The organism is Candidatus Cloacimonas sp. (assembly GCA_039680785.1).
GTDB lineage: Bacteria > Cloacimonadota > Cloacimonadia > Cloacimonadales > Cloacimonadaceae > Cloacimonas.
In genome coordinates this window covers 1-21,542 of the sequence record JBDKSF010000068.1, presented here as the reverse complement: position 1 = coordinate 21,542, position 21,542 = coordinate 1, and the positions used below count along the sequence as shown (strand labels likewise).

The 21,542-nt window shown below is 38.9% G+C and carries 15 protein-coding genes; 4 read left to right on the top strand and 11 right to left on the bottom strand.

Annotation, left to right across the window (positions count from 1 at the left end):
- Positions 1 to 7: 7 nt before the first annotated feature.
- Positions 8 to 385 (bottom strand): desulfoferrodoxin, encoded by a 378-nt coding sequence (locus tag ABFC98_04330; protein MEN6445256.1) that lies wholly within the window; start codon positions 383 to 385, stop codon positions 8 to 10.
- Between the two features lie 138 nt (positions 386 to 523).
- On the opposite strand from ABFC98_04330, the gene ABFC98_04325 reads away from it, so the two are divergent.
- A complete protein-coding gene (locus ABFC98_04325) occupies positions 524 to 1,294 on the top strand; it encodes a hypothetical protein (GenBank protein ID MEN6445255.1) in 771 nt (256 codons plus the stop codon).
- A gap of 60 nt (positions 1,295 to 1,354) precedes the next feature.
- On the opposite strand, the gene polA is transcribed toward ABFC98_04325, so the two are convergent.
- From polA to ABFC98_04310, 3 genes are all read right to left on the bottom strand, one after another.
- Positions 1,355 to 4,111 (bottom strand): DNA polymerase I, encoded by a 2,757-nt coding sequence (polA, locus tag ABFC98_04320; GenBank protein MEN6445254.1) that lies wholly within the window; start codon positions 4,109 to 4,111, stop codon positions 1,355 to 1,357.
- 1,774 nt (positions 4,112 to 5,885) lie between these two features.
- Entirely contained in the window at positions 5,886 to 8,450 is a 2,565-nt protein-coding gene (locus ABFC98_04315) for a T9SS type A sorting domain-containing protein (protein ID MEN6445253.1), read from the bottom strand.
- 208 nt (positions 8,451 to 8,658) lie between these two features.
- Positions 8,659 to 8,829: a 4Fe-4S binding protein gene (locus ABFC98_04310; GenBank protein ID MEN6445252.1), complete on the bottom strand. Its 171-nt coding sequence runs from the start codon at positions 8,827 to 8,829 to the stop codon at positions 8,659 to 8,661.
- Positions 8,830 to 9,015: 186 nt separating this feature from the next.
- Between ABFC98_04310 and ABFC98_04305 the strand changes: the two genes are divergently transcribed.
- The 3 genes from ABFC98_04305 to ABFC98_04295 all read left to right on the top strand — a co-directional run bounded on the left by ABFC98_04305 (position 9,016) and on the right by ABFC98_04295 (position 12,936).
- The gene (locus ABFC98_04305; GenBank protein ID MEN6445251.1) at positions 9,016 to 10,317 is read left to right on the top strand and encodes a PcfJ domain-containing protein; all 1,302 of its coding nucleotides are present in this window, start codon (positions 9,016 to 9,018) and stop codon (positions 10,315 to 10,317) included.
- A gap of 214 nt (positions 10,318 to 10,531) precedes the next feature.
- Positions 10,532 to 11,665 carry a glycosyltransferase gene (locus ABFC98_04300; protein ID MEN6445250.1) on the top strand — a complete coding sequence of 378 codons (1,134 nt, stop codon included), beginning with the start codon at positions 10,532 to 10,534 and terminating at the stop codon, positions 11,663 to 11,665.
- A complete protein-coding gene (locus tag ABFC98_04295; GenBank protein MEN6445249.1) occupies positions 11,662 to 12,936 on the top strand; it encodes a glycosyltransferase family 4 protein in 1,275 nt (424 codons plus the stop codon). Before ABFC98_04300 ends, ABFC98_04295 begins: the two co-directional genes overlap by 4 nt.
- Before the next feature lie 824 nt (positions 12,937 to 13,760).
- On the opposite strand, the gene ABFC98_04290 is transcribed toward ABFC98_04295, so the two are convergent.
- From ABFC98_04290 to ABFC98_04260, 7 genes are read right to left on the bottom strand one after another with little or no spacing between them, the layout of a single operon-like run.
- Entirely contained in the window at positions 13,761 to 14,858 is a 1,098-nt protein-coding gene (locus ABFC98_04290) for an ATP-dependent 6-phosphofructokinase (protein MEN6445248.1), read from the bottom strand.
- 50 nt (positions 14,859 to 14,908) lie between these two features.
- A complete protein-coding gene (locus tag ABFC98_04285; GenBank protein MEN6445247.1) occupies positions 14,909 to 15,331 on the bottom strand; it encodes a GNAT family N-acetyltransferase in 423 nt (140 codons plus the stop codon).
- 1 nt (position 15,332) lies between these two features.
- Positions 15,333 to 16,256 carry a DUF4340 domain-containing protein gene (locus ABFC98_04280; protein MEN6445246.1) on the bottom strand — a complete coding sequence of 308 codons (924 nt, stop codon included), beginning with the start codon at positions 16,254 to 16,256 and terminating at the stop codon, positions 15,333 to 15,335.
- Positions 16,243 to 17,817 (bottom strand): Gldg family protein, encoded by a 1,575-nt coding sequence (locus tag ABFC98_04275; GenBank protein ID MEN6445245.1) that lies wholly within the window; start codon positions 17,815 to 17,817, stop codon positions 16,243 to 16,245. Before ABFC98_04275 ends, ABFC98_04280 begins: the two co-directional genes overlap by 14 nt.
- The gene (locus ABFC98_04270; protein ID MEN6445244.1) at positions 17,818 to 18,540 is read right to left on the bottom strand and encodes an ABC transporter permease subunit; all 723 of its coding nucleotides are present in this window, start codon (positions 18,538 to 18,540) and stop codon (positions 17,818 to 17,820) included.
- A gap of 2 nt (positions 18,541 to 18,542) precedes the next feature.
- The gene (locus ABFC98_04265; GenBank protein MEN6445243.1) at positions 18,543 to 19,553 is read right to left on the bottom strand and encodes an ATP-binding cassette domain-containing protein; all 1,011 of its coding nucleotides are present in this window, start codon (positions 19,551 to 19,553) and stop codon (positions 18,543 to 18,545) included.
- Positions 19,554 to 19,558: 5 nt separating this feature from the next.
- Positions 19,559 to 20,731, bottom strand: a complete 1,173-nt coding sequence (locus ABFC98_04260) for an efflux RND transporter periplasmic adaptor subunit (GenBank protein MEN6445242.1) — start codon at positions 20,729 to 20,731, stop codon at positions 19,559 to 19,561.
- Between the last annotated feature and the right edge of the window lie 811 nt (positions 20,732 to 21,542).

Sequence of the window (21,542 nt, the reverse complement as noted above, 5' to 3'; positions counted from 1 at the left end):
CCTTCTTTTATGCTTTCCAAAGACCGTGCACATTACAGTATTCGCGCACTTCTTTCACTTTATCCATCTTAATGTTAAAGATGGCTTTAGGTTCATCTCCAGGTTTTAGTTCTTTTCTGATCACTTTCGTATCCGTAAGAACTTCAATAAAAGTAATATAATGTTTTGCTTCCATCGGGTGAGGAACGCTTCCCACTTTTACCTCAATCTTATCACCTAAATCGGTTATAACGGGTATATGTTTTTCTACTGCCGCATCCACCGTATTTTCAGTTAACAACTGCATTGGCTGTCCGCAGCAAACTAATTCGCCACCACCCACAAAAGTTACTTCAACTACATTTCCGCAAATGAGGCAACGCCATAATTGTCTTAGAGCTATCATAATTTCCTCCTTACTTAATCTCTTTATACTATTATAAGCAATTTAATACTTTTGTCAACAGGAATTTTTCCCTTGCCAAAAAAAACGCTTTTGGTTTTATTGCTTTGTAAATCTTTATATTTTAAGAAGGATTGGTTAATGAAACGCCTTGGACTGTTGCTACTAACGCTACTGCTATTAGCGGGTTGCGTTCAATATGACGAAGAATTGTGGATAAATCACAATGGCTCAGGAAGAGCTGTTTTGCGCGTTATTCATCGTTCTCCTTATGAAAATCCGGAAGAAATTATGCGGAAAGCAACATTGCCAGGTATAAACTTACAATCCTATTCCATTCACAGAAAGGGACCTGATGTAATCTACACCATTCGTTTCAAATTTAAAAGCATTGATGCCTTTAATAATGTAAATGATCAATTGGGTGCAGCCGATTTTTGGGGCAAAATAACCCTCAACAAAGAACCGGGCAGAAGAATAACTTTTAAGCGCAGAATAGCTCTCGGCAATCAGGAACCAGAAGAAGTAGATGGCATTGAAGATATTTTAGGCAGATTACAACCTGATAATCCAATCTGGACCTATAAAGTTCATTTACCTTGGAAAATTATTTCCACCAATGCTTTATCCGAAAATGTGGATTATGAAAATCGCACCGTTACTTGGCGTTTTGATACTCGCAAAATGTGGCATAAACAAGAACTTATGACAGTGGAACTGAGGAAAAATTTTCCTTGGTTGCTGATCGTGATTGGAGCCATCGTTCTTGTTTTAGCGTTTTTTCTTATCCATTGGATGTTGCATTTTCCCAAAAAATCCCACTGGTTGGAGCGGTTAAAACATAGCGAAAATGCAGAAAAATCAAATGCCGAGGATACCGAAAAAGTCAAAGAGAATCCTCCTCATAACTAAGTTCAGATTCTTTTTATAAGGTTCTTTTTTACCACTTAACTTGTTTGTTCGTCAGCTTTCTCAGTGGGTTTCAAACCAATTTTTCCCTATTCCCACATCCGTCTTAAGGTGTACTTTTTCCGCATATTTAGCTGGCAGGGCTTGTTCCATACATTTTTTAACGATTAAGTTCGCTTCTTCCCGCACATTTTGCTGAATTTCGAAAATCAGTTCATCGTGCACTTGCAGAATCATTTTTATGTCTTCGCGTTCAGCTATCTGATTGTAAATATCTATCATAGCAATTTTTATCAGGTCAGCAGCAGTTCCCTGAATAGGCATATTTACCGCTATTCTTTCCGCTTCGCTTTTTAGTCCTTGGTTTTTACTTTCTATATTGGGCAGATATAAACGCCTGCCAAAAAGGGTTTCCGCATAATGTTGCTGGCGAGCTTTATAGATACATTGATTGATAAATTCGCGGATGGAAGGGAATTGGGCATAGTAATCATCAATTATTTTTTTCGCCTCAGATAATGATATACCCAGGTCATGCGCCAGTTTGCGTTGCCCCATTCCATAAAGAATGCCAAAATTAATGGTTTTGGCAGCTCTTCTTTGACTGGTGGAGACCTGTTCGAGGGTTACATTAAAAATCTTGGCAGCCATTCTTTTATGGATATCCAGGTCTTGTTTGAATGCCTGAATTAAGACCTCGTCTTCACTCATTAAAGCCAATAAACGCAATTCTATCTGAGAATAATCGGCATCCAGAATGAGATGCTCATTATCCTTAGCACAAAATGCCTTGCGAATTTCGCGCCCCAAATCGGTTCTAACCGGTATATTTTGCAAATTTGGATTGGATGAAGAAAGACGCCCCGTGGAGGTAACTGTTTGATTAAAGGAAGAATGAATCCTTTTCGTTTGGGGATTGATCATTTTGGGCAGCGCGGAAATATAAGTTGATTGCAATTTGGTTAGTTGCCTATACTGGATAATTATTCTGGTAATTTCATAATCCACCGCCAAATCTTCCAAAACATTGTTATCGGTGGAAAAACCGGTTTTAGTTTTTCTTCCTAAGGGCAACTTTTTTTCTTCAAAGAGCATTTTTGCCAATTGCTGCGTAGAATTTAGGTTAAATTCATAGCCCGCAAAAGCATAAATTTTATCGGTGAGGTCTTTTAATTCCTGATTTATTTGCCGTGAAATTTCCTCCAAGATGGAACAATCGATCGCCACTCCGTTCATTTCCATTTGTTGCAAGACCTTTATGAGCGGCAATTCAATCGAATCAAACAGAGTTGCCATCGGGCTAAAATCCACTTTCCGACGATAGATCGGAAAGAGTTTATACACAGCCCAAGCGTCTTCTGCGGAATAAACACAGGCAACATTTGGCTCTACCAGATCAAAAGTGCCTTGATTTTTGCCTTTGCCAATCAAATCACTAATCGGTATCATCTTATAATTCAATTCATTAAGAGCGCAAGCAGTCAAAGAATAATTCAGTGTTCCAGGATCCAAAATATAGGCAGCCAGCATTGTATCAAACAGAGGATTATGCAATTCCAATCCGTGCCTGGCAAGCACTATCAGATCAAATTTGAGATTATGTCCCAGCAGGACTTTATCTTTTAACGCATCTTTTAGATGCCGAATAACTTCTGGCAGGGGTAAATTTTCTCTTGCCCGATGCTTTAAAGGTAGATAATATGCCTTTTTCTCCTCTACGCAAAAAGATATGCCCACCAAATTTGCCAGCATTGGTTCAGGGGAATCCGTTTCCGTGTCTATGGAAATTTGTTTTGCTTCTTTCAGTTCTTTCAGCAAAGTAACGAAATTGCGAGGGTTAACCAAAACTGCTTCAAAAGGCATTTTTGCTTCTGTTTCAGATGTATCTTGAGGGGATTCCGTATTTGCCGAAAAAATATCGTCCTGAAATTCGGGAAGTTGAACAGGCGATTTGGCTTCCGCATATTTAAGCTCAATTTTGCGTTTGATGGAATTAATTTCATACTCTTCCAGCAAAGGAATTGCCTTCGTCAGGTCTTTCGTCCAAAAAGTTAAATAATCCAAAGTGGGTTTGGGAATGGGGACATCGGTTTTAATAGTGGCTAATTGTTTGGAAAGGTATGCGCTATCCTTGTTTTCCAGCAGCAATTCTTGCAGGCGTGGCTTCAATGTCTCCAAATTAGCATAAATATTATCGAGGGTTTTATGTTCTGTTAAAAGCATTGAAGCAGTTTTAGGACCGATGCTTTTTACTCCGGGAATATTATCTGAAGGGTCACCCACCAAAGCCAAATAATCAATAAACTGCTCCGGATAAACGCCATATTTGGCATAAACGGCATTTCTATCCAGCAGAGCATCTTTCATAGGATCAAGCATAACTGATTGTTCATCAACTAATTGGCAGTAATCCTTGTCACTGGTTACAAGCACAATTTGCATTTCATCTTCATATTGCTTTGCCAAAGTGCCCAAAATATCATCTGCCTCATAACCATCCAAACCGATTTCTTTTAAACCGATCAATTCGAAGAATTGTTTTACTGGCTCAATTTGGGCTGCAAGTTCATCCGGCATAGGCGGACGCTGAGCTTTGTATGCCGGATATAAATTATGCCTGAAAGTGGGGGTTTTTCGGTCAAAAGATATGGCTACATAAGCTGCCTGAGTATTTTCTATGATATGTAAAAAAGAATTGATAACACCAAAAAGGGCGCTTATGTTTTTTCCTTTGCTATTGATTAACGGGTTTTTGATAAAGGCAAAATGAGCCCTGTATAACAACGCTGTGCCATCAAGCAAATATAATTTGTCTGCCATCTTTACTCCCCTTGCTTTTGTCTATTTTCTATAAAATATGCAAGGGGAATTTTTGGCAAGGATTTTCTGAAGAGGTAACAAATGCAAAAAAAAGAAAGCAGTGGAAAAACATAGTTATTTAGAATGACTTATTGCCTGCCAACTTTACTCCCCTTGCTTTTGTCTGTTATTGGATAGAATACGAAATAGGAATCTTGGGTGATGACTTTGGGAAGATATATAGAGTGCTAAAAAGAGAAACCAGCAGAAAAACATAGTTATTGAGAATGACTTATTGCCTGCTATCTATATTGCATTTAAGCAAGTTAACTATAATTCTCGTGTTTTTGCTTTTGGTTGGCTTAATTGATTCGTGGCTAATCGATTATGTAATGACTCAGTAACACTTCCCTAACACTGCTGTAATGCCGTTACGGAGATGTTAGAGAATTGTTAAAGAATTGTAACAGAAATTAGCGAGCAAAGAACAATTGTTAAGGAATAGTAAGAAGGATTAGCGAGCAAAGAAGAACGTTAAGGAATTGTAAGAGAAATTAGCGAGCAAAGAAGAACTGTTAATGAACAGTGAGTCGCACTTTGAGTTAAAATCGGTTTTGCTTGTGATTTGCCACATAACTCCATTCATTGGTTCTATCTTTGAACAATGTCAATAATTATCTCATTAAAAAGGCCGATTTTGACTTAAAGTCGACAACCGACAGATTATTTTTACTACCGTCGCTATTTTTGTGTCGCCCTCAGGGGCTAAAATAAAAAAGATGATGATTGTGTCTTCTTTTTTCGAGGGGCTTACGCCACCATCGCTATTTTTGTGTCGCCCTCAGGGGCTTTATCAAATTCTTATATAATAAGCAGTTATAAAATATAATCCTCATAATCCTGAAATCCTTGTTTATAAAATTAGATCTGCGTTATCAGCGCAATCGGCGTGAAAATAAATCTGTGGAATCTGTGAGAGAAAATATTTAAAGGAAGAACGACGTCCTCGTCGTTCCCCTGACAACCAAGTTATGCAGTTTCCGCATTATTCCATACAAGCTTGAGTTATTTAGTTTCCGCATTATTTTATGACAGCTTGATAGTTTGTTTGTTGTGGTTGACGAGGACGTCAACCCTCCTATATTTTCGCCGGGTTAAAACCCGTCGTTAATATCTGTCGTCCCGCTGGGACTAATTATAGCTGTTATTATTTGCGTCCCGCTGGGACTAATTGTAGCTGTTATTATTTGCGCCGGGTTAAAACCCGTCGTTAGTATGTATCGTTCCTGACGGAACTAACCTAAAATAGATAACTTATGAATCCTTAAATCCTGGTTTCAAAAAAATCCTCTAAATCCTAAAATCCTTAAATCCTTGTTTCTAAGCTTAAATCCTAAAATCCTTATTCCGAGGGGCTCACGCCACCATCGCTATTTTTGTGTCGCCCTTGGGGGGCTTTTTTGGGAAAAGAAAATAAAAAAAATAATGAGCGTATTTTATTTTTACCGAGGGGCTTACGCTCCCATCGCTATGATTGTGTCGCCCTTGGGGGGCTTTTTTTGGCTATATAATTAAATCCTCCTAATCCTGAAATCCTGAAATCCTTGTTTCTAAGCTTCAATCCTGAAATCCTTGTTTCTAAAATGCCCCAAAATCTATTAAATCTGCGTCATCAGCGCCATCTGCGTGCTTAAATTTTTTTCAGTGTCCTCGGTTGTTTATCGAATTTCGGTGGCTTCGGTGGTTAATTATTCTGTTAAATCCTTGGTCCGAAAATCCAATCCTAAAATCCTTTTTACAAGACCAATATTTTGCGGGTTACAGGTTTTTCGCCGATAACTTTCACTTTCAAGAAATAGATTCCGGACGCGCTGTGCACACCTTTATTATCTATTCCATTCCAGAGGATAGTGTTAGCGTCAAGATTGTTTTGGCGAAAGACCAATTGTCCTTTAATATTGTAGATTTCCAGCTCGGCATTTCTACTCTGCAAATTCTTCATTTCTATCTTCAAAGCAGAGCCGGTCACAAAATTTACCGGATTGGGGAAAACATTGATCACCACCGGTTTCTGAATGGGATCTTCGGTTCCGATTATAATAACCGTAACTGAATTGCTGGGTTCCGATTCATTGGTTCCATCGGTGGCGGTTATATAATAAGAAGTCGTAACTTGCGGATTAAAAGGACTAACCACATATTCGCTAAGAGAGAAGGGAATTTCGGCAATTTGCTGACCATTTTCGTAGATACGATAATTTGTCCAGCTGTAATTTCCCGTGGAAGGTGCCTGCCAGAAAAGGCGAACCTGATTTTGAATATTAGGATCATAAACCAAGTAAGTGGGATTATCATTTAACGGTTCAGCGGTAAAGAGTGTAATATTGCCGGCAGTTAAGGGATCATTATTGCCAGGAATATACTGAACCCTTTCCTTAGCAATGGTATAATGATTTTGATAGTGGAAAAGTAATTCTCCGCTATTCAATTTCAACCATTTATCAATAATGTTGCCTTGGGCGTCCTTACGCGTAAAAAGTTTGTCAGAATTGGAAAATTCTCCCCCGCAATTATCCACATAAACGGTAGAAGTAAAAGTTACATTGCCCGGATAGCTAACTTCGGTCTGCTGCCAGCTGTCCCCGGCGTTAATATGCAAATATTTTTTGTAAATAGTGCCCACAGGTAGTTCCGTTACCACTTCCCCGGTGGGAGTTTGCCAAAAGTTTCTTTTCAGGTATAGATAGTCACCTTCAGCATAAACGATATCCAGCTTTTCATAACAGTAAAGTCCTCTTCCCGTTGCCAAAGGATAGAGGGTTAAATTATTCTCCTGAAATGGTTCTGCCACATATTCATAACGGGGCAGAGGATTATCGGTAACTTCAATTGTGCCTACATTAATGGAATTACCTGGATTGGGTGAAAAAACAGTGGGAGTGCCATAACCGCCGGCACAACCATAAAATTCTTTGCCCGTTCCTGTTTCGGTTAGAACAACCTGCATATAAAAATCCTCAGCGATATCTGTTTCAAGGGAAAAATTAAGCTCGGAAAGGGGAAATGTAACTTGAATATTACTTTCGGATACGGTAATTAGTTCCAAGCGTGCTGCAGCAATTTGAGCTGTTCCGCTGTAACTATAACTGCCATTGATGGTTGTATTTTCCATAGGAATTATGAAGGGTTCAAAATCCACTGTCGGTAAAGCAGCATTATCATTGTGGTCGTTGATGGTCTCAGCAATTGCGGCTACAGTAGAAAAACCCCAATTATTGTTTTCCGCCATAATGATGAAGCTGGCATTGGGATATGTATCGCAAAAAACGGAATTATTATTGCCAGAAGCATCGATATTGTTGATAATGGTGTTTTCTCCTTGCGCCCAAATATGATTTAAAGCCAAGTTGCCTAAAACTGGTTTGCCGTTATTGGTAATGTAAAATCCGGTATAATTACCCTCAATATGGTTGCGCTCAAAATAAGGGATGGATGTAACTCCCGAAACCATTACTCCCGCTCCGGAATTCATATCTCCCGGAATGAAATTGAAGTTGATTTGATTATCCGCTACATAACCAGATGCCTGTAATAAATAGATGCCGGTATAGTTATATTCAATGATGTTGTTTAAAATCTGGGGATTGATGGAACCCGAAGAGGCAATGTCCCAAGCAGAAATTCCCTGTTTGTAGTTGTGATGGATATGATTATTTAAGATATTGGGATTGCATTGATTTACGCCAGATTGATTGCCCATTTGAATCGCTGCCCGAAATTGAGGTCCGGTTCCATTATAGCAAATTTCGTTATACCTGATATAGGCATTGCTATTAGAGGTAACCAAAATAGCGTTTTGCGTGCAGTTTTCTATTAGGCAATATTCTATTACATTAGGAAGAGGAACTGCAGAACCAATGCCATAAAGCTCCATTCCCTTTTCACAAAGATTTAGATGACAGTGAGCCAAAGCGATGGGTGAATTTATCGTGCGCACTCCGTAAGTGGCATATTCTATATAGACATAATTCAAGTGACTGGTAAGCTGTAAATTTTCAAAACGCAAGCCAGGCCAAAGAGCGGTCGGATTGGTTTGCATATTCAAAAAACGAATGCTATCTGCCTGTGTTCCATAAGCATTCAAAATTCCCTGAACGGTAATTTGATAGGAACCCATAATATGCACTTCCACCCCTGCTTGAATGATTAAAGAATCTGGGGAAGGAACAGTTATGGCACCTATCACTTCATAAGGATTATTCTCCGGAGACCATATACCGCTTTGATTTCCACTCACTTGAATGGAGTAACAAAGCCCAACCGAAATACTTATAAGCAAAAATAAAATAAAGCGTTTCATTTGTAATACCTCTTCTTCGTTTGTATGTCTTAAGATAACGATGTAATGCTATGCCAAATTCTGTTTTAGCGAAAATGAATTAGTTGCCAAGGGGGGAATTGGCTTAAGACAACATATCAATAATATAAGAAAAAACAACACCCTAAGCAAATAAAATTTGCTTTCGGGGTTGCTTAATTCTTTAAGTGTAAGGATATGTGGAACTTAATTATTCTGAAATTGCTTGAACGGGGCAGGTAGCTATGCAGGCACCACAATCTATGCAAAGAGATGCATCACATACTGCTTTTCCATCAACCATCGTTAAAGCGGAAACAGGGCATCCATCAACACATGCACTGCAACCGATACAGGTCTCTTTATCAATTTTAACAGCCATTTTAGGTCTCCTTGAGTTTTTTTCCAGAATTTTATGAACCGTGGATTCGTCAAGGAAAATATCCCTTTCAGTTTAGCCCGATTTTACTTGACATTAATATTCATCTGAAGTGGAATGTTTTTATGCGAAACACCTAAAAGTGGATTAATTCTGCAGCGAGCAAAAAAAACTGGCAGGAGGCAAACTATGGAAACAAAGGAATTTAAAACCGATTCCAGACATTATCGGGAGATAGAAAAAAGCACGCTTATCTTCAGTGCGGAAGAGGGTAAACTCTATCATTTTACCAAACGCAAGATAAAGGTCATTCGTTTTGGAAGTCCTTATCCCGCTGCCTATCAGAAACAGCTGAAAAACAATTACTGGGAAAGTTTTCTCCCTACCCAATCTTATCCTTTTATATTTAGGATGCCCAAAGCCGATAACCTGAAAAGTAGTAATTATGCCATTCGCTTGGATGCTCGGCACAAAGAATCTATCTACAAAAGTATGGAGGCATATATAGGAGCGGAAAAAATTGAGCTGGTGAACCGTTTTGCTTCTCGCCATTGGTTCATTTTATGTCTGCTTTTAAGGGAAGGAAATTATGCTTTTGAACTGATGCAGACAAATCCGGCGATTGGTTATTTGCTTAGTGCGCACGCTGTTTTTCATCCCTTAAAAAGCAAAAAATACTGGCAATCTTCTGCCAAACTAATTACCCACAAACGCAAAGAGATTTTGGGTTATTTTGGCTTTCCAGCTTGCGAATCGATGGTTAAGACCTTTGCTAACATAAAACCGGAATCTTGTTCCACTAATATTTTCTTCATCTTAAGAACCAGTTTGCAGAATAATCCTAACTTACTGCGTCAATTATCTTTTTTCCCTGTGCACAATGCCTTTAGTTTATCCCTCGTATGTATGGGAGCAGATGAAATACTGAACTATAACTTGATCGCTAAAATTGCCACTATGAATCAGAAAGAAATAGAGATTATCAGTTTTCAAATTAGTGATATTTACCGCATGCGTGAAATTATCAAGGACAACGGTTTGCCAGTTAAAAAAATGAACCTGAGGACAATGGTCGAAGTTCAAAATTACCACGATGAGCTGGCAAAACAAATAACGAAAATCGACCAGGTAGATTATGAGCCATTTCCGGAAAGCATTGCCAAAGATATCAAATGCCATACGCTTTGGATAGAACATATTCATAATTCAATTGAATTATATCGAGAAGGCACGGAAATGCATCATTGCATTTATTCTTATCTGAGAGATATTCGCGCTAAAACATACTTTGTGGCTAAAATGCTCTATCCTCAACGGCTCACTGTTTTGTATTATGAATCCGAAAAAAAAGGTTTAGAACTGAAAGAAGCACGCGGGAAATGTAATGTGCCTCCAGATCCCAATTCTATTTGCCTCATTAAGTTATGGCTGGCAGGCGTGGAAATGGATATAATTAATTCTTACGAGCCAATCTCCCAGACCTCGTATTAGCAATTGGGCAAATGGGAAATAGCATTGTTCCATAATTGAGAGTTAGCTTATTTTATTTATCCATCCTTTCAGAGCCAAATTATGAGGAGTGATAGGCACTATTGTTTTGGTATGCTTAAATAAGTTATCGATGCAATAACCACTTTTCCTCTTGACATAAATGCTTATGCTTTAATATAATGTAAAAGATTAACCTTAAAAGGCAGTCCTGAAAATGAAGATATGTATTGTTACCAACACGCATCCTACGAATGATGTGCGTTTATATTACAAGCTGGCAATGAGTTTAGCCAAAGAAAACGAAGTTTATTTGATTACTACCAACGGAGTAATAAATAACAAGCTCAATCCTTATCAAATGGTTGTTGACGCTTCCTCCCGTTGGGCTGCCATTTGGCAATTGGGTAAAAAGGTTAGGGATTTAAAACCGGATATCCTAATTTGCGTGGAGCCCTTAACTTTGCTGATTGCCTGGGTTCTGAAGCATAAGCTGCAGCTAAAGGTTATTTTCGATGTTCACGAATTCTTTGCAATTGCCTTCAGTGAAAGGTTTCCCCTGTTTTTGCGCTTTCCTGCCTACCTAATTTATCAAGTATCTTTAAAGCAGTTGCTGAAAATAGCAGATGCCGTGTTCACCGTAAACCGCACAATGCAAAAACAACTTCAGGATAGAAACCAAAGCAGGCAATATCTTGTCCTGCCCAATTATCCGGTAAAAAATGTTTGGGATTACGAATGCAATATGCCGGGCTCTTTGGAACAAATATGTGAGATGAACTTTGATTTTATCTATATTGGTGGATTAACGGAGGATAGGGGAATATTTAAAATTTTGAAAACGGTTTCCCTGCTAAAACAAGATTTTCCTTTTCTAAAAGTGCTGATTGTGGGCAAATTCTTTAAAAAAGAAGTGGAACAGAGATTCAATCAAAGCATCAATGATAATAACTTGAATGCGTTAATTTATTATCAAAGCTGGATTCCGGCAGAAAAAATCGGTCTTTTGCTAAAACGCAGTAAATTTGGACTTTGGATATTTAATCCTAAAAATAAGCGCTTACAACTTTCCACCCCCCTAAAAGTTTTGGAATATCTGGCTGCCGGACTTCCCGTAGTTACCATTAAAACCCCCATAATGAAAGCACTGATTGAAAAAAACGGTTTAGGTATCTGCTCGGCTTATCAATCTAAAGCATTAGCCGATGCCTGTGCCAAAATGCTAAACTTGAATAAGAATACATATCAGGCAATGAGCGATAAGTGCATTAAACTTACTGAGAACAAATTTAATTGGGAAGCCCTGGAACCAGAGCTTTTTAAAATAATCAACGGACTTAACTCCCAATGAAAATACTCTATATCAGTTATTTCTATCCTCCTCTGGCGGGACCTGCCTCTTTACGAAACCTAAAAACAGTTAAATATTTAAGCCAACTGGGTAATACAATTGATGTGTTAACTGTGGGCAATATAGTTTATAACTATTACGATAACGGACTGTTAGCTCAATGCGAACAAAATCGCATCATCCATATTCCCTCTTTTGATCCAATGTCCATCCTGGAAAAGCTAAGCGGGAAAAACAAAACGATGTCTGATAAGATATATCACCAAACTCCGGAAAAATTGAAAATATTTATCCGTTGGCTCTATCCTCTGGATGATAAAGTGCTTTGGCTGCCCAATTTACTGAAGACAGCCAAAAAATTCCTTGCGGCAGATAGCTACGATCTTATCTATGTTTCCTGCGGACCCTTTTCATCTGCCGTGGCTGTAAGATATTTAAGTAAACGCTTTAAACTGCCTTATGTTTTGGATATGCGCGATTATTGGACTCTCCTGAATGACTATAAATTGCAAGGAACATATTTAAATAGATGCTTTTCGCGCCATTTTGAAAAATTGATTCTAAAAGACGCAGCATTAATTGTTGCGGCTTCCAAAGGCATCGTAGAAGATATTAGTAATCATTTTGACAGCAAACTGCGGGACAAAACCTTCCTTCTGTATAATGGCAATGATGAAGAGGATTTTGCTGACTTGAAAGAAGTGAAAACCGATCCTGATAAATATTCATTGAGTTATTTTGGCACCATTACAGCCAAACTCTCTTTAAAATGGTTGCTGCGAGCCATAAAAGAACTGAAACAGGAAAATAAACTCCCGGCAGGTTTTTGTCTTTATTTTTATGGAAACTACCATAGGGAGACCTATCAGGAAATTCAGCAAAGCGGAGTGGAAGAAATTGTGAAGATAATTCCTCAGCTTACCCATAAAGATGCCTTAGCCGCAATGCAATCTTCCGATGCTTTGCTACTGTTGATAAATTCCAATACTTCTCACGGAGTCATTACCAGCAAGGTATTTGAGTATTTAAGAATAGGAAAACCCATTTTGGCTGTTATCCCTAAACAAGGAGAAGCTGCAGAACTTTTAGCAGAAAGCGGACAGAATAATATCTGCCCGATGGAGAGTTCTTCCGCTATAAAAAAAGCACTGGAAAAGTTATTTGCAGATAGGTATAAGGAACACGCTTATCACTTTCCAGCGGAAAAATACGCCAGAAGAAAACAAGTGGAAGAACTGAATCAGCAACTAATTAAGATTAAAGATAAATAAACTACAAACCCATGATCCTTAACTCCTTGTTTCTAAAATCAAATCTGCGTGAAACTAAATCTGTGTAAAAGGAAGAACGACGTCCTCGTCGTTCCCCTGACAACCGAGTTATGTAGTTTCCGCCTTATTTTATAACAGCTTGATAGTTTGTTTGTTGTGGTTGACCAGGAGGAACGACGTCCTCGTCGTTCCCCATACAACCGAGTTATGTAGTTTCCGCCTTATTTTATATCAGCTTGATAGTTTGTCTGTTGTGGTTGACGGGGACGTCAACCCTCCTGTATTTCAACGCTGGGTTAAAACCCGTCGTTAATATCTGTCGTCCCGCTGGGACTAATTGTATCTGTTACTATTTGCAACGGGTTAAAACCCGTCGTTAGTATATATCGTTCCTGACGGAACTAAACTATAAATCCTCTTAATCCTGAAATCCTTGTTTCTAAAACTGAATCTGCGTAATCTGTGAGAGAATATTCCAAAGGAAGAACGACATCCTGTCGTTCCCCTGACAACCGAGTTATGTAGTTTCCGCCTTATTTTATAACAGCTTGATAGTTTGTTTGTTGTGGTTGACGGGGATTTCAACCCTCCATTATTTCTATACTGTGTTCATATCCTTGTTTCTAAAACTGAATCTGCGCTATCTGCGAAATCTGCGTGAAGAAAATTCGGTATTTTCGGTGGTTTCGGTGGCGAAATATTCTATTAAAATCCTGGTCTTTAAAACAGAATCAGCGCAATCTGCGTAATCTGCGTGAAAATAAATCTGCGTAATCTGCGGGAAACATTTTCGGTGGCTTCTTCGGCGAGATCCCCATTCAAGATCAATCTCCTAAAGAAATACCTAGCCCGCGTGCGGTTGCCACTAAGTCCGATGAAACATCAATATAGTTATATTGTCGGATGGCTTCCGCCAAAGGAACAGCTACAATATTAGGATGATGATAGGCAACCATAGAGCCCCATTTTTGTTCTAAAACAAGTTCAAATGCCTTTACCCCAAATTGGGAAGCCAAAATCCGGTCAAAGGCATTCGGAGTTCCACCTCTTTGCAAATGCCCTAAAATGGTTTCGCGAATATCAATGGTGCAGCCGGCATCTTTCAATTCCTGAGACAGTCGTAAACCCGCTCCCCCTAATTTCATTTTCATTGCTCCCGGTTCTTCACTTGGCTGAAAAGTCATATCTCCCCCTATGGGTCTGGCACCTTCCGCAATTACAATATTGGCAAAATCGTGACCTCTGTCTATGCGTTCATTGATTGCTTCCATTACTTTATCTATGCTATAGGGAATTTCAGGAATCAAACAGACCTCCGCGCCTCCCGCGATGGCAGAATGAAGCGCTATCCAACCTGCATAACGACCCATAACTTCCAAAATTAGGATACGATGATGACTTGCGGCAGTGGTAACAAGTTTATCCACAGCATCGGTAGCAATATCTACCGCGGTTTGAAATCCGAAAGTGAAATCCGTGGCTGAAAGATCATTATCAATCGTTTTAGGCACTCCGATAACGGGACAGCCAAGTTCGTAAAGTTGTTGAGATATTCGTTGCGAACCATCGCCGCCAATATTGATTAATGCTTCAATATTTTGATAACGCAGGCGGTCCATAAAGTCCTGAGAGCGATCTACGGCAGTCCAGGTTCCATCGGGATTTTTAATGGGCCAGGAGAAAGGACCCCCTTTATTGGTCGTTCCGATGATGGTTCCTCCCCGAACATGAATTCCGGCAACTATTTCGGGAGTTAGTTCAATAATGTGCATCGGGTCTTGTAAAATTCCGTTAAAAGCATCAATGCTACCTAAAACCTCCCAATTGTGTTCAAGAGCAGCTCTTTTTACAATAGCTCTGATAACTGCATTTAAGCCGGGGCAATCACCCCCGCCCGTTGCTACAAGTAATCGTTTTTTCATAGCCACCTCTAATTATATTCCGCAGTAAAACTGCAAAGAAATAGAACTATTCAAACATCTCTTTTAATGAGCACTCTGTAACCGGTAAGTTCTGTAAAGCCAGATTTCTGATAAAGATGAAAGGCGGCAGGATTGTCGATATTAACTTCCAATTTGGCTTGCAAACCAAGCTCTTTGGCTATGGCAATACATTCATATAGCAGCTTACTTCCGATGCCTTGATTTTGCCTGGAAGGAGAAACAGCCATATGGTGAATGTAAAGACGACGATAATCGTGGCATACCCAAACGGCGCCTGCCAGGTCTTCATTTTCTTCTGCAATGATAATAGTGCCAGTATAATGTAGATTATTCTTTATGGATTCCAAGGAGTCCTTGCGTTCCGGTTTGCTGATTCCCGTTTCTTGCCACAGTTTTGTTATCTTTTGATATAGTTCACTATCCAGTTCTTTGATTCTTTTCAGGTTTAGCATTTTAGTAATACTCCAAATACTTGAATACATCCGGATGCCTGGTAAAGCGAAAAACGGAATCCCAGCTGATAACAAAAAGGACGCTTGAATCATTATCTATCATCATTAAATATTCACCCTTAGTGTGTTCTATGAATTTCAGTTCCTGAGAGCGGTTATTGGTTAAGGATAATTTTACCGTGCAATATGGCTTTTGGAATTTGGCTGCATAGTTCTCCGCAGCGTCATCTACAAAGATAAAGGTATTCAGATTTGCCAGGATATTCAGAACTTTGATCAACCCCCGATTATACGGATTTATTTTAAATTCCTGGGTGGAATCCTTATAATGCCAATCCGTTCCTTTACGGGTAAGAGTGTATTTATTTTTGGGATGCGTAACTTCAATCTGCAGCAATTCTTCTTCTTGGTAACTGACAATATGAGAAGAGCGCCAATTGATTAATTCCGTATTATAGTTATTGGTAACTTTGGCTTTTATCTGATAGATATCATTCTTGTGAGCGTAGCGGAAATAATCGTAAGGATTGTTCAAATTGCTGAATAGAGTATGCACTGTTTTTTTCCCATCGCTCACAATAATATGCAGCGCTTCTTCATCTTTCTGTTGATATTTATCTATTGCCTCTTTGCCTGTGCTCATAGGAGTGGTATCGTAAGTGGCAGATATCACATCTCTAAAAAATGCCTGGATTTTCAAGCTATCAGCTTCCCATTTAACTGGATAGGTCAATCTCCAGATTTTGCCTTCTTTAACCATTTTGAGGGTATTTTGGGCGTCGTAGATTTCAATCCTGTTGATGGCTAAAGTATCCAGATCAAAAACTCGGGCAAGTTTTTCTTTCGGCTGATAAGCTTTTAGGATAAAATATAGCCCAATCAGGATAATCAGAACCAGCAGAAGAATTAATTTAGTTTTCTTCATTTACCTTTTTCAAATTCCGTTTCCGGCGCAAAGCCATAATTCCTCCTACTAAAATAAGAATTAAAGAAGGTAAGAATGTTGCAGCGATGTTGATGCCGAGTTTTATTCTTAGTTCCGTTTTTGCCGGGTCACCCCAGATGAGATTCCTTTTATGCATATAATAGGGAATATCCAAAATGCTTTCCTGTAATTGACGAGAACGAATGGAAATCATATCTTTGCGGTTCATAATCCAATCCGCGGCATTTAAGATTATCTTATATCTATTTTCATAAATGGGTTTATCGGGGTCTATATACAGTTCTCTATCTCCAAAAACCACTATTTTGCTCTTAGTGGTTTCCGGCACAAAACCCGGTTTTTGGTTTTGAGTTTGCTTGGCAAAATAGCTTTCCATTTTGCCTTCCACAATAACTCCCAAAGGAATGGGGGGCTTAGTGAATACTTTGGGATCGGGGCTTATGAACAAGTTCGGATCAAGTTCATAATCTGGCCCTTCCAAAAGTGCGCTATTTGTGGATGTAGCCAGAATGGTTTGCAATTTCAAACCGGGCTTTCGATTGAACATAATCCCATTGCCCATATATATGATAATATTGGAAATATTCTTTGTAATGGGATGTTGGGAACCCCTTAAGACAGGATAAATGGGAAAAGAAATATTAGTGTCCACCCCCATTTGTCTGGAATCGCAGAAAATATCCATAGCAATGGCATTGCTGAATTTGATGCCGTAATTTTCCAGAAAAGAAAAGAGATTGGAATCTATTTCCAAAACTCTTTCTCCGTTGGAAGCAATCTTATCGGCTAAAACAACCAGGTTTCCACCTTTCATTATATATTGGTCTAAATTATACAATTGGGTAGTGGTTAAAGAATCAAATCCGGCGTGGAAAATCATTACTGGGGTCTGTTGCGGAGGAGTCATCAAATCGGTTAAATGGACATTGTAATTGGAATTAAGCTCATTTTCATATTTCGTTTTGGGCATAACGGAATAAAGCGTATCAGCATAAACGGAAATGTCAGGTAAAGAAGAGCGGGCAATTTTCTGAATTTTGAGGGTCATTTCATATTCCAGCTGATTTTGCATATCCGGTAATATGTTTAAGGACTCAAAATTGCCCTGATATTCAAATACTAAGCCGTAAATAATCTCTTTGGTAGTGGTTTTGTCATTTTCAAAAATCTGGAAATACATTGTCGGAATGCCATAAAGTTGAGCTTTATTTTTCAGTTCTTCCTGCGTAAGACCAGTAATAAAATCATAATGAAATTTTCCCTTCCCTGCCTGTTTATACTCTTCCAAAAGGTCTTTCACATAGCGATCGGAAGCACTCATCTGAGCAGGTAAATCCTTGCTGGAGTATAGTTTCACAACCATATTGTCTTTCAGCGTTTTAACCGCATCTTTGCTAACCTGCGAAAGGGAATATGCTTTATTTTGGGAAAAATCCCATCGCACTTTGGCATAGGAGCCAATCAACAAAACCATCAGAACGATTGCCAGCTTGATTAACAGGTTGCCCAGAATGGAACTGGTTTTTTTTGCCTTTTTCATTTAACGCTCCTGCATCAGATTTTTACTTTGCAGATTAAATTGTGCCAAAAGCGCAAAAATAACCGTTACACCCAAGAAAAAGAGAATATCGCGCGTATCTATCACACCCTTTAAAGAACTGCTCAAATGATAATCAAAACTGAGATATTGAAACACCGGCACAATGCTAAACGGCAAAAGTGGTAAAATGAATTTCAGCAGATAAAAGACAGCTGAAATCAGCAAAGCCAGCACGAAAGCCAATATTTGATTACTGGGAAAACTGGAAGCGAACACTCCGATGGAAGTGTAGGCAAGACCAGCCAGAATTAAACCAATATAGCCACAAATTATTGCCCCGTAATCTATTCCTTCGCCAAAAATAACAATTATGCCAAAGCATATCAGCGTGAGGATAATAATCGTGATTAACTGATATAAAGCAGCCAAAATTTTCCCCCAAATAATGGAGGAAAGCTTGATCGGCAAAGTGGATAGCAATTCCAAAGTTCCGCTTTGTCTTTCTTTCGCTATGCTTCCCATTGTTATGGCAGGTATGTAAAACAAAAAGATGATATGAATCATTTCAAACAAAAAGCGCAGTTCGGCTCGGGCAATCTTGAACACCATATTGGAAAAAATAACGCCGATAATCACTAAAAACAGGACAAAAACAATGTAGGTGGAAACAGAACGCATGGCAACCTGAAATTCTTTTTTGGCAATGGTAAAAACAGTTTTCATCGTTATTCTCCATCCTCTGAAGAGCATTCCGTTTCGGTTTGCTCTGTCTGCTCTTCAACATTTGCTTCTTCTTCCGTTACAATGTTTTCACCCTCCGTAAGCTCGTGGAAAATAGATTCCAAGCTTAGTTTACTGGCAGATAATTCTAAAATCAACCAACCTTTTTGTCTGATATAGCTGGAAAGTTCTTGGCGTAAATCAATTTCTTGTGTTTCATAAAAACCGATTTCGCAAGTTGTTTCGGTTTGGGACAATATCTCTGCTTCCACAAAAGGATACATTGCCAAAAACTCGGAAAAATCAATATTTTCACCTTGCACTTCCAGATTCAGCATTCGGCTCTTGATTAAATAGTTAGGTAAGTTATCTTTTGTGTCATCCACAATGATTTTGCCTTTATTGATAATTACCACCCTGTCACATAATGCTTGCACTTCTTGCATTATATGACTGGAGAGCAATACCATTTTTTCCTTTCCCAATTCTCGAATCAGCTCTCTAATTTCAATTATTTGATTGGGATCAAGCCCAGAAGTTGGCTCGTCCATAATGATAATCCGGGGATCGTGTAAAATTGCCTGTGCCAAACCAGTGCGTTGACGATAACCCTTGGAAAGTGTTCCTATTCTTTGATATAAGACCTCTTTCAGTCCGCAGTTTTTCACCACGAAATCCAAACGCTGCATAAAATAATCCTTTTTCAGTTTGCGTAAAGAAGCAAAATATGCCAATGCCTCATAAACGCTCATTTCATCATAGAGAGGATTTTGTTCGGGTAAATAGCCAATTTGACTGCTGGCTTTCAAAGGATTGGCAAAAATGCTTTCTCCATCAATTTCTATGTTGCCAGAAGTGGGTTGCAAATAGCCCACAATCATTCTGAGGGTAGTGGTTTTTCCGGCTCCATTGGGTCCTAAAAAGCCAACTATTTCCTTATCCTGAATGCAGAAACTGATTTCATCCACGGCTTTGATATCGCCAAAATAGCGGCTAAGTTTATCAATTTTAATCATTTTTTTTACATCATCATAAAGTTGTTTTTAGCTGTTCCGGGTTCGTTCAGCAGAATTTTATCGCCTTCCTTAAGCCCTTCAATCACTTCTACTTGCAATAAGTCATTCGTCCCCAGCTTTACCGGAGTTGCCACATTATTGGCAGTTACCTCTGTTTTTTCTTTACCTTTAGTTTTGGGAGCGGGAGTTGGGGTCTTGTTTCCTGTCACCAGATAAACGATATCCTGATTTTTATCGTTGCTGAACACGGCTCGAATGGGAATTACCAAAACATTTTCACGCGAATCTGCCAGAATAGTTACATTAGCTGTCATTCCAGGTTTTGCGGTTTTTCCCGTGGCATTTATGCTAATTTCAATGGGAAAGACCTTGGCATTATTTTCGATGATAGCTTGAGGAGCGATTCTAATGACTTTTCCTTCGTATTTATCATAAGGAAGCGCATCTAAAGATATTTCCGCATTTTGGCTCAGTTTGAATTTCGAAATATCCACTTCGTTGATGTTACTTTTAATGATCATTTGGTTCAAATCGGCAATTTTCATTATCACCGTGCCTTCTCCAAAACTCGTTAAACTGGATTGAACCATTTCTCCTTCGTTGATATCACGCTCAATAACAACTCCGCTGGAAGTGGCATAAACATGAGTAACTTTTCCTGGCACATCCAAATCGCGAATCATTTCATATTGACTGCTGGCTTGAGCATATTCAATTTCCGCTTCCTGTAAAGCATCGGTTGCCTTATTAAATTCATCCTGAGAGATAAAATGTTGCTGCAAAAGAACGGTTTTGTCAGTCAAATCCTTACGCGCATTTTTCAGGTTTATTTCTGCTTTTTGCAACATCGCTTTCGTGTTAAACAATGTATTTGCTTGATTATAGTCCGGTTCAATATCGGCAATTATCTGCCCGGAGGTAACATAATCATTTTCATCGGCATAAAACTTTACTATTTTACCGCTGACTTTGGACTTCAGAGAAACCATTGCTTTGGGCTGAACTTCACCGGTAATTTCTATCCGAGAAGATATGTCACCCCGCTTTACAGTATAGGTCTCTTCTTCCGTTGCCTGAACTTTTTCCGGTTGTTTCTTTTTGCCGCAGCTTTTGGCAAAAAGCAAGCCAGCTACAATCAGAACGATTATTCCGATTATGATCCACCATTTCTTACGCATAATACCTCTATTTTTTAACTATTTCACTTATAATAAAACACAAGTGGAAAAAGCAGAATTTGTGTCAACTTAAAAAGTTATTCGCTTTCCTTGCTGTCGTCCTTTGAGTTAAAATCGGTGTTGCTTGTGGTCTTCCACATTATTTCACCTTTTTCCCTATCTTTACATAAAGTCACCAATTATCACATAGAATATGCCGATTTTGACTTAAAGACAACAGCCGACAGAAAACCCCGTCGCGCCCTTTGAGTTAAAATCGGTGTTGTTTATCGTCAGCCACATCATTTCACCTTTTTCCCTATCTTTGCATAAGGTCACCAATTATCACATAGAATATGCCGATTTTGACTTAAAGCCGACAGCCGACAGAAAACCCCATCGCACCCTTTGAGTTAAAATCGGTGTTGTTTATCGTCAGCCACATCATTTCACCTTTTCCCCATCTTTGCATAAAGTCACCAATTATCTCATAGAATATGCCGATTTTGACTTAAAGACAACAGCCGATAGAAAACCCCATCGTGTCCTTTGAGTTAAAATCGGTGCTGTTTGTCGTCAGCCACATCATTTCACCCTTTTTCCCATCTTTGCATAAAGTCACCAATAATCTCATAGAATATGCCGATTTTGACTTAAAGACAACAGCCGACAGCTAATAGCCGACAAATCGTCAGTTAAAAACTGCAATCCTCCTAATCCTTAAAACCTTGTTCCCCAAATCAAATCAGTGTAATCTGTGATAGAATAATCCAAAGGAAGAACGAAATCCTCGTCGTTTCCCTGACAACCGAGTTTATATAGTTCCCACAAT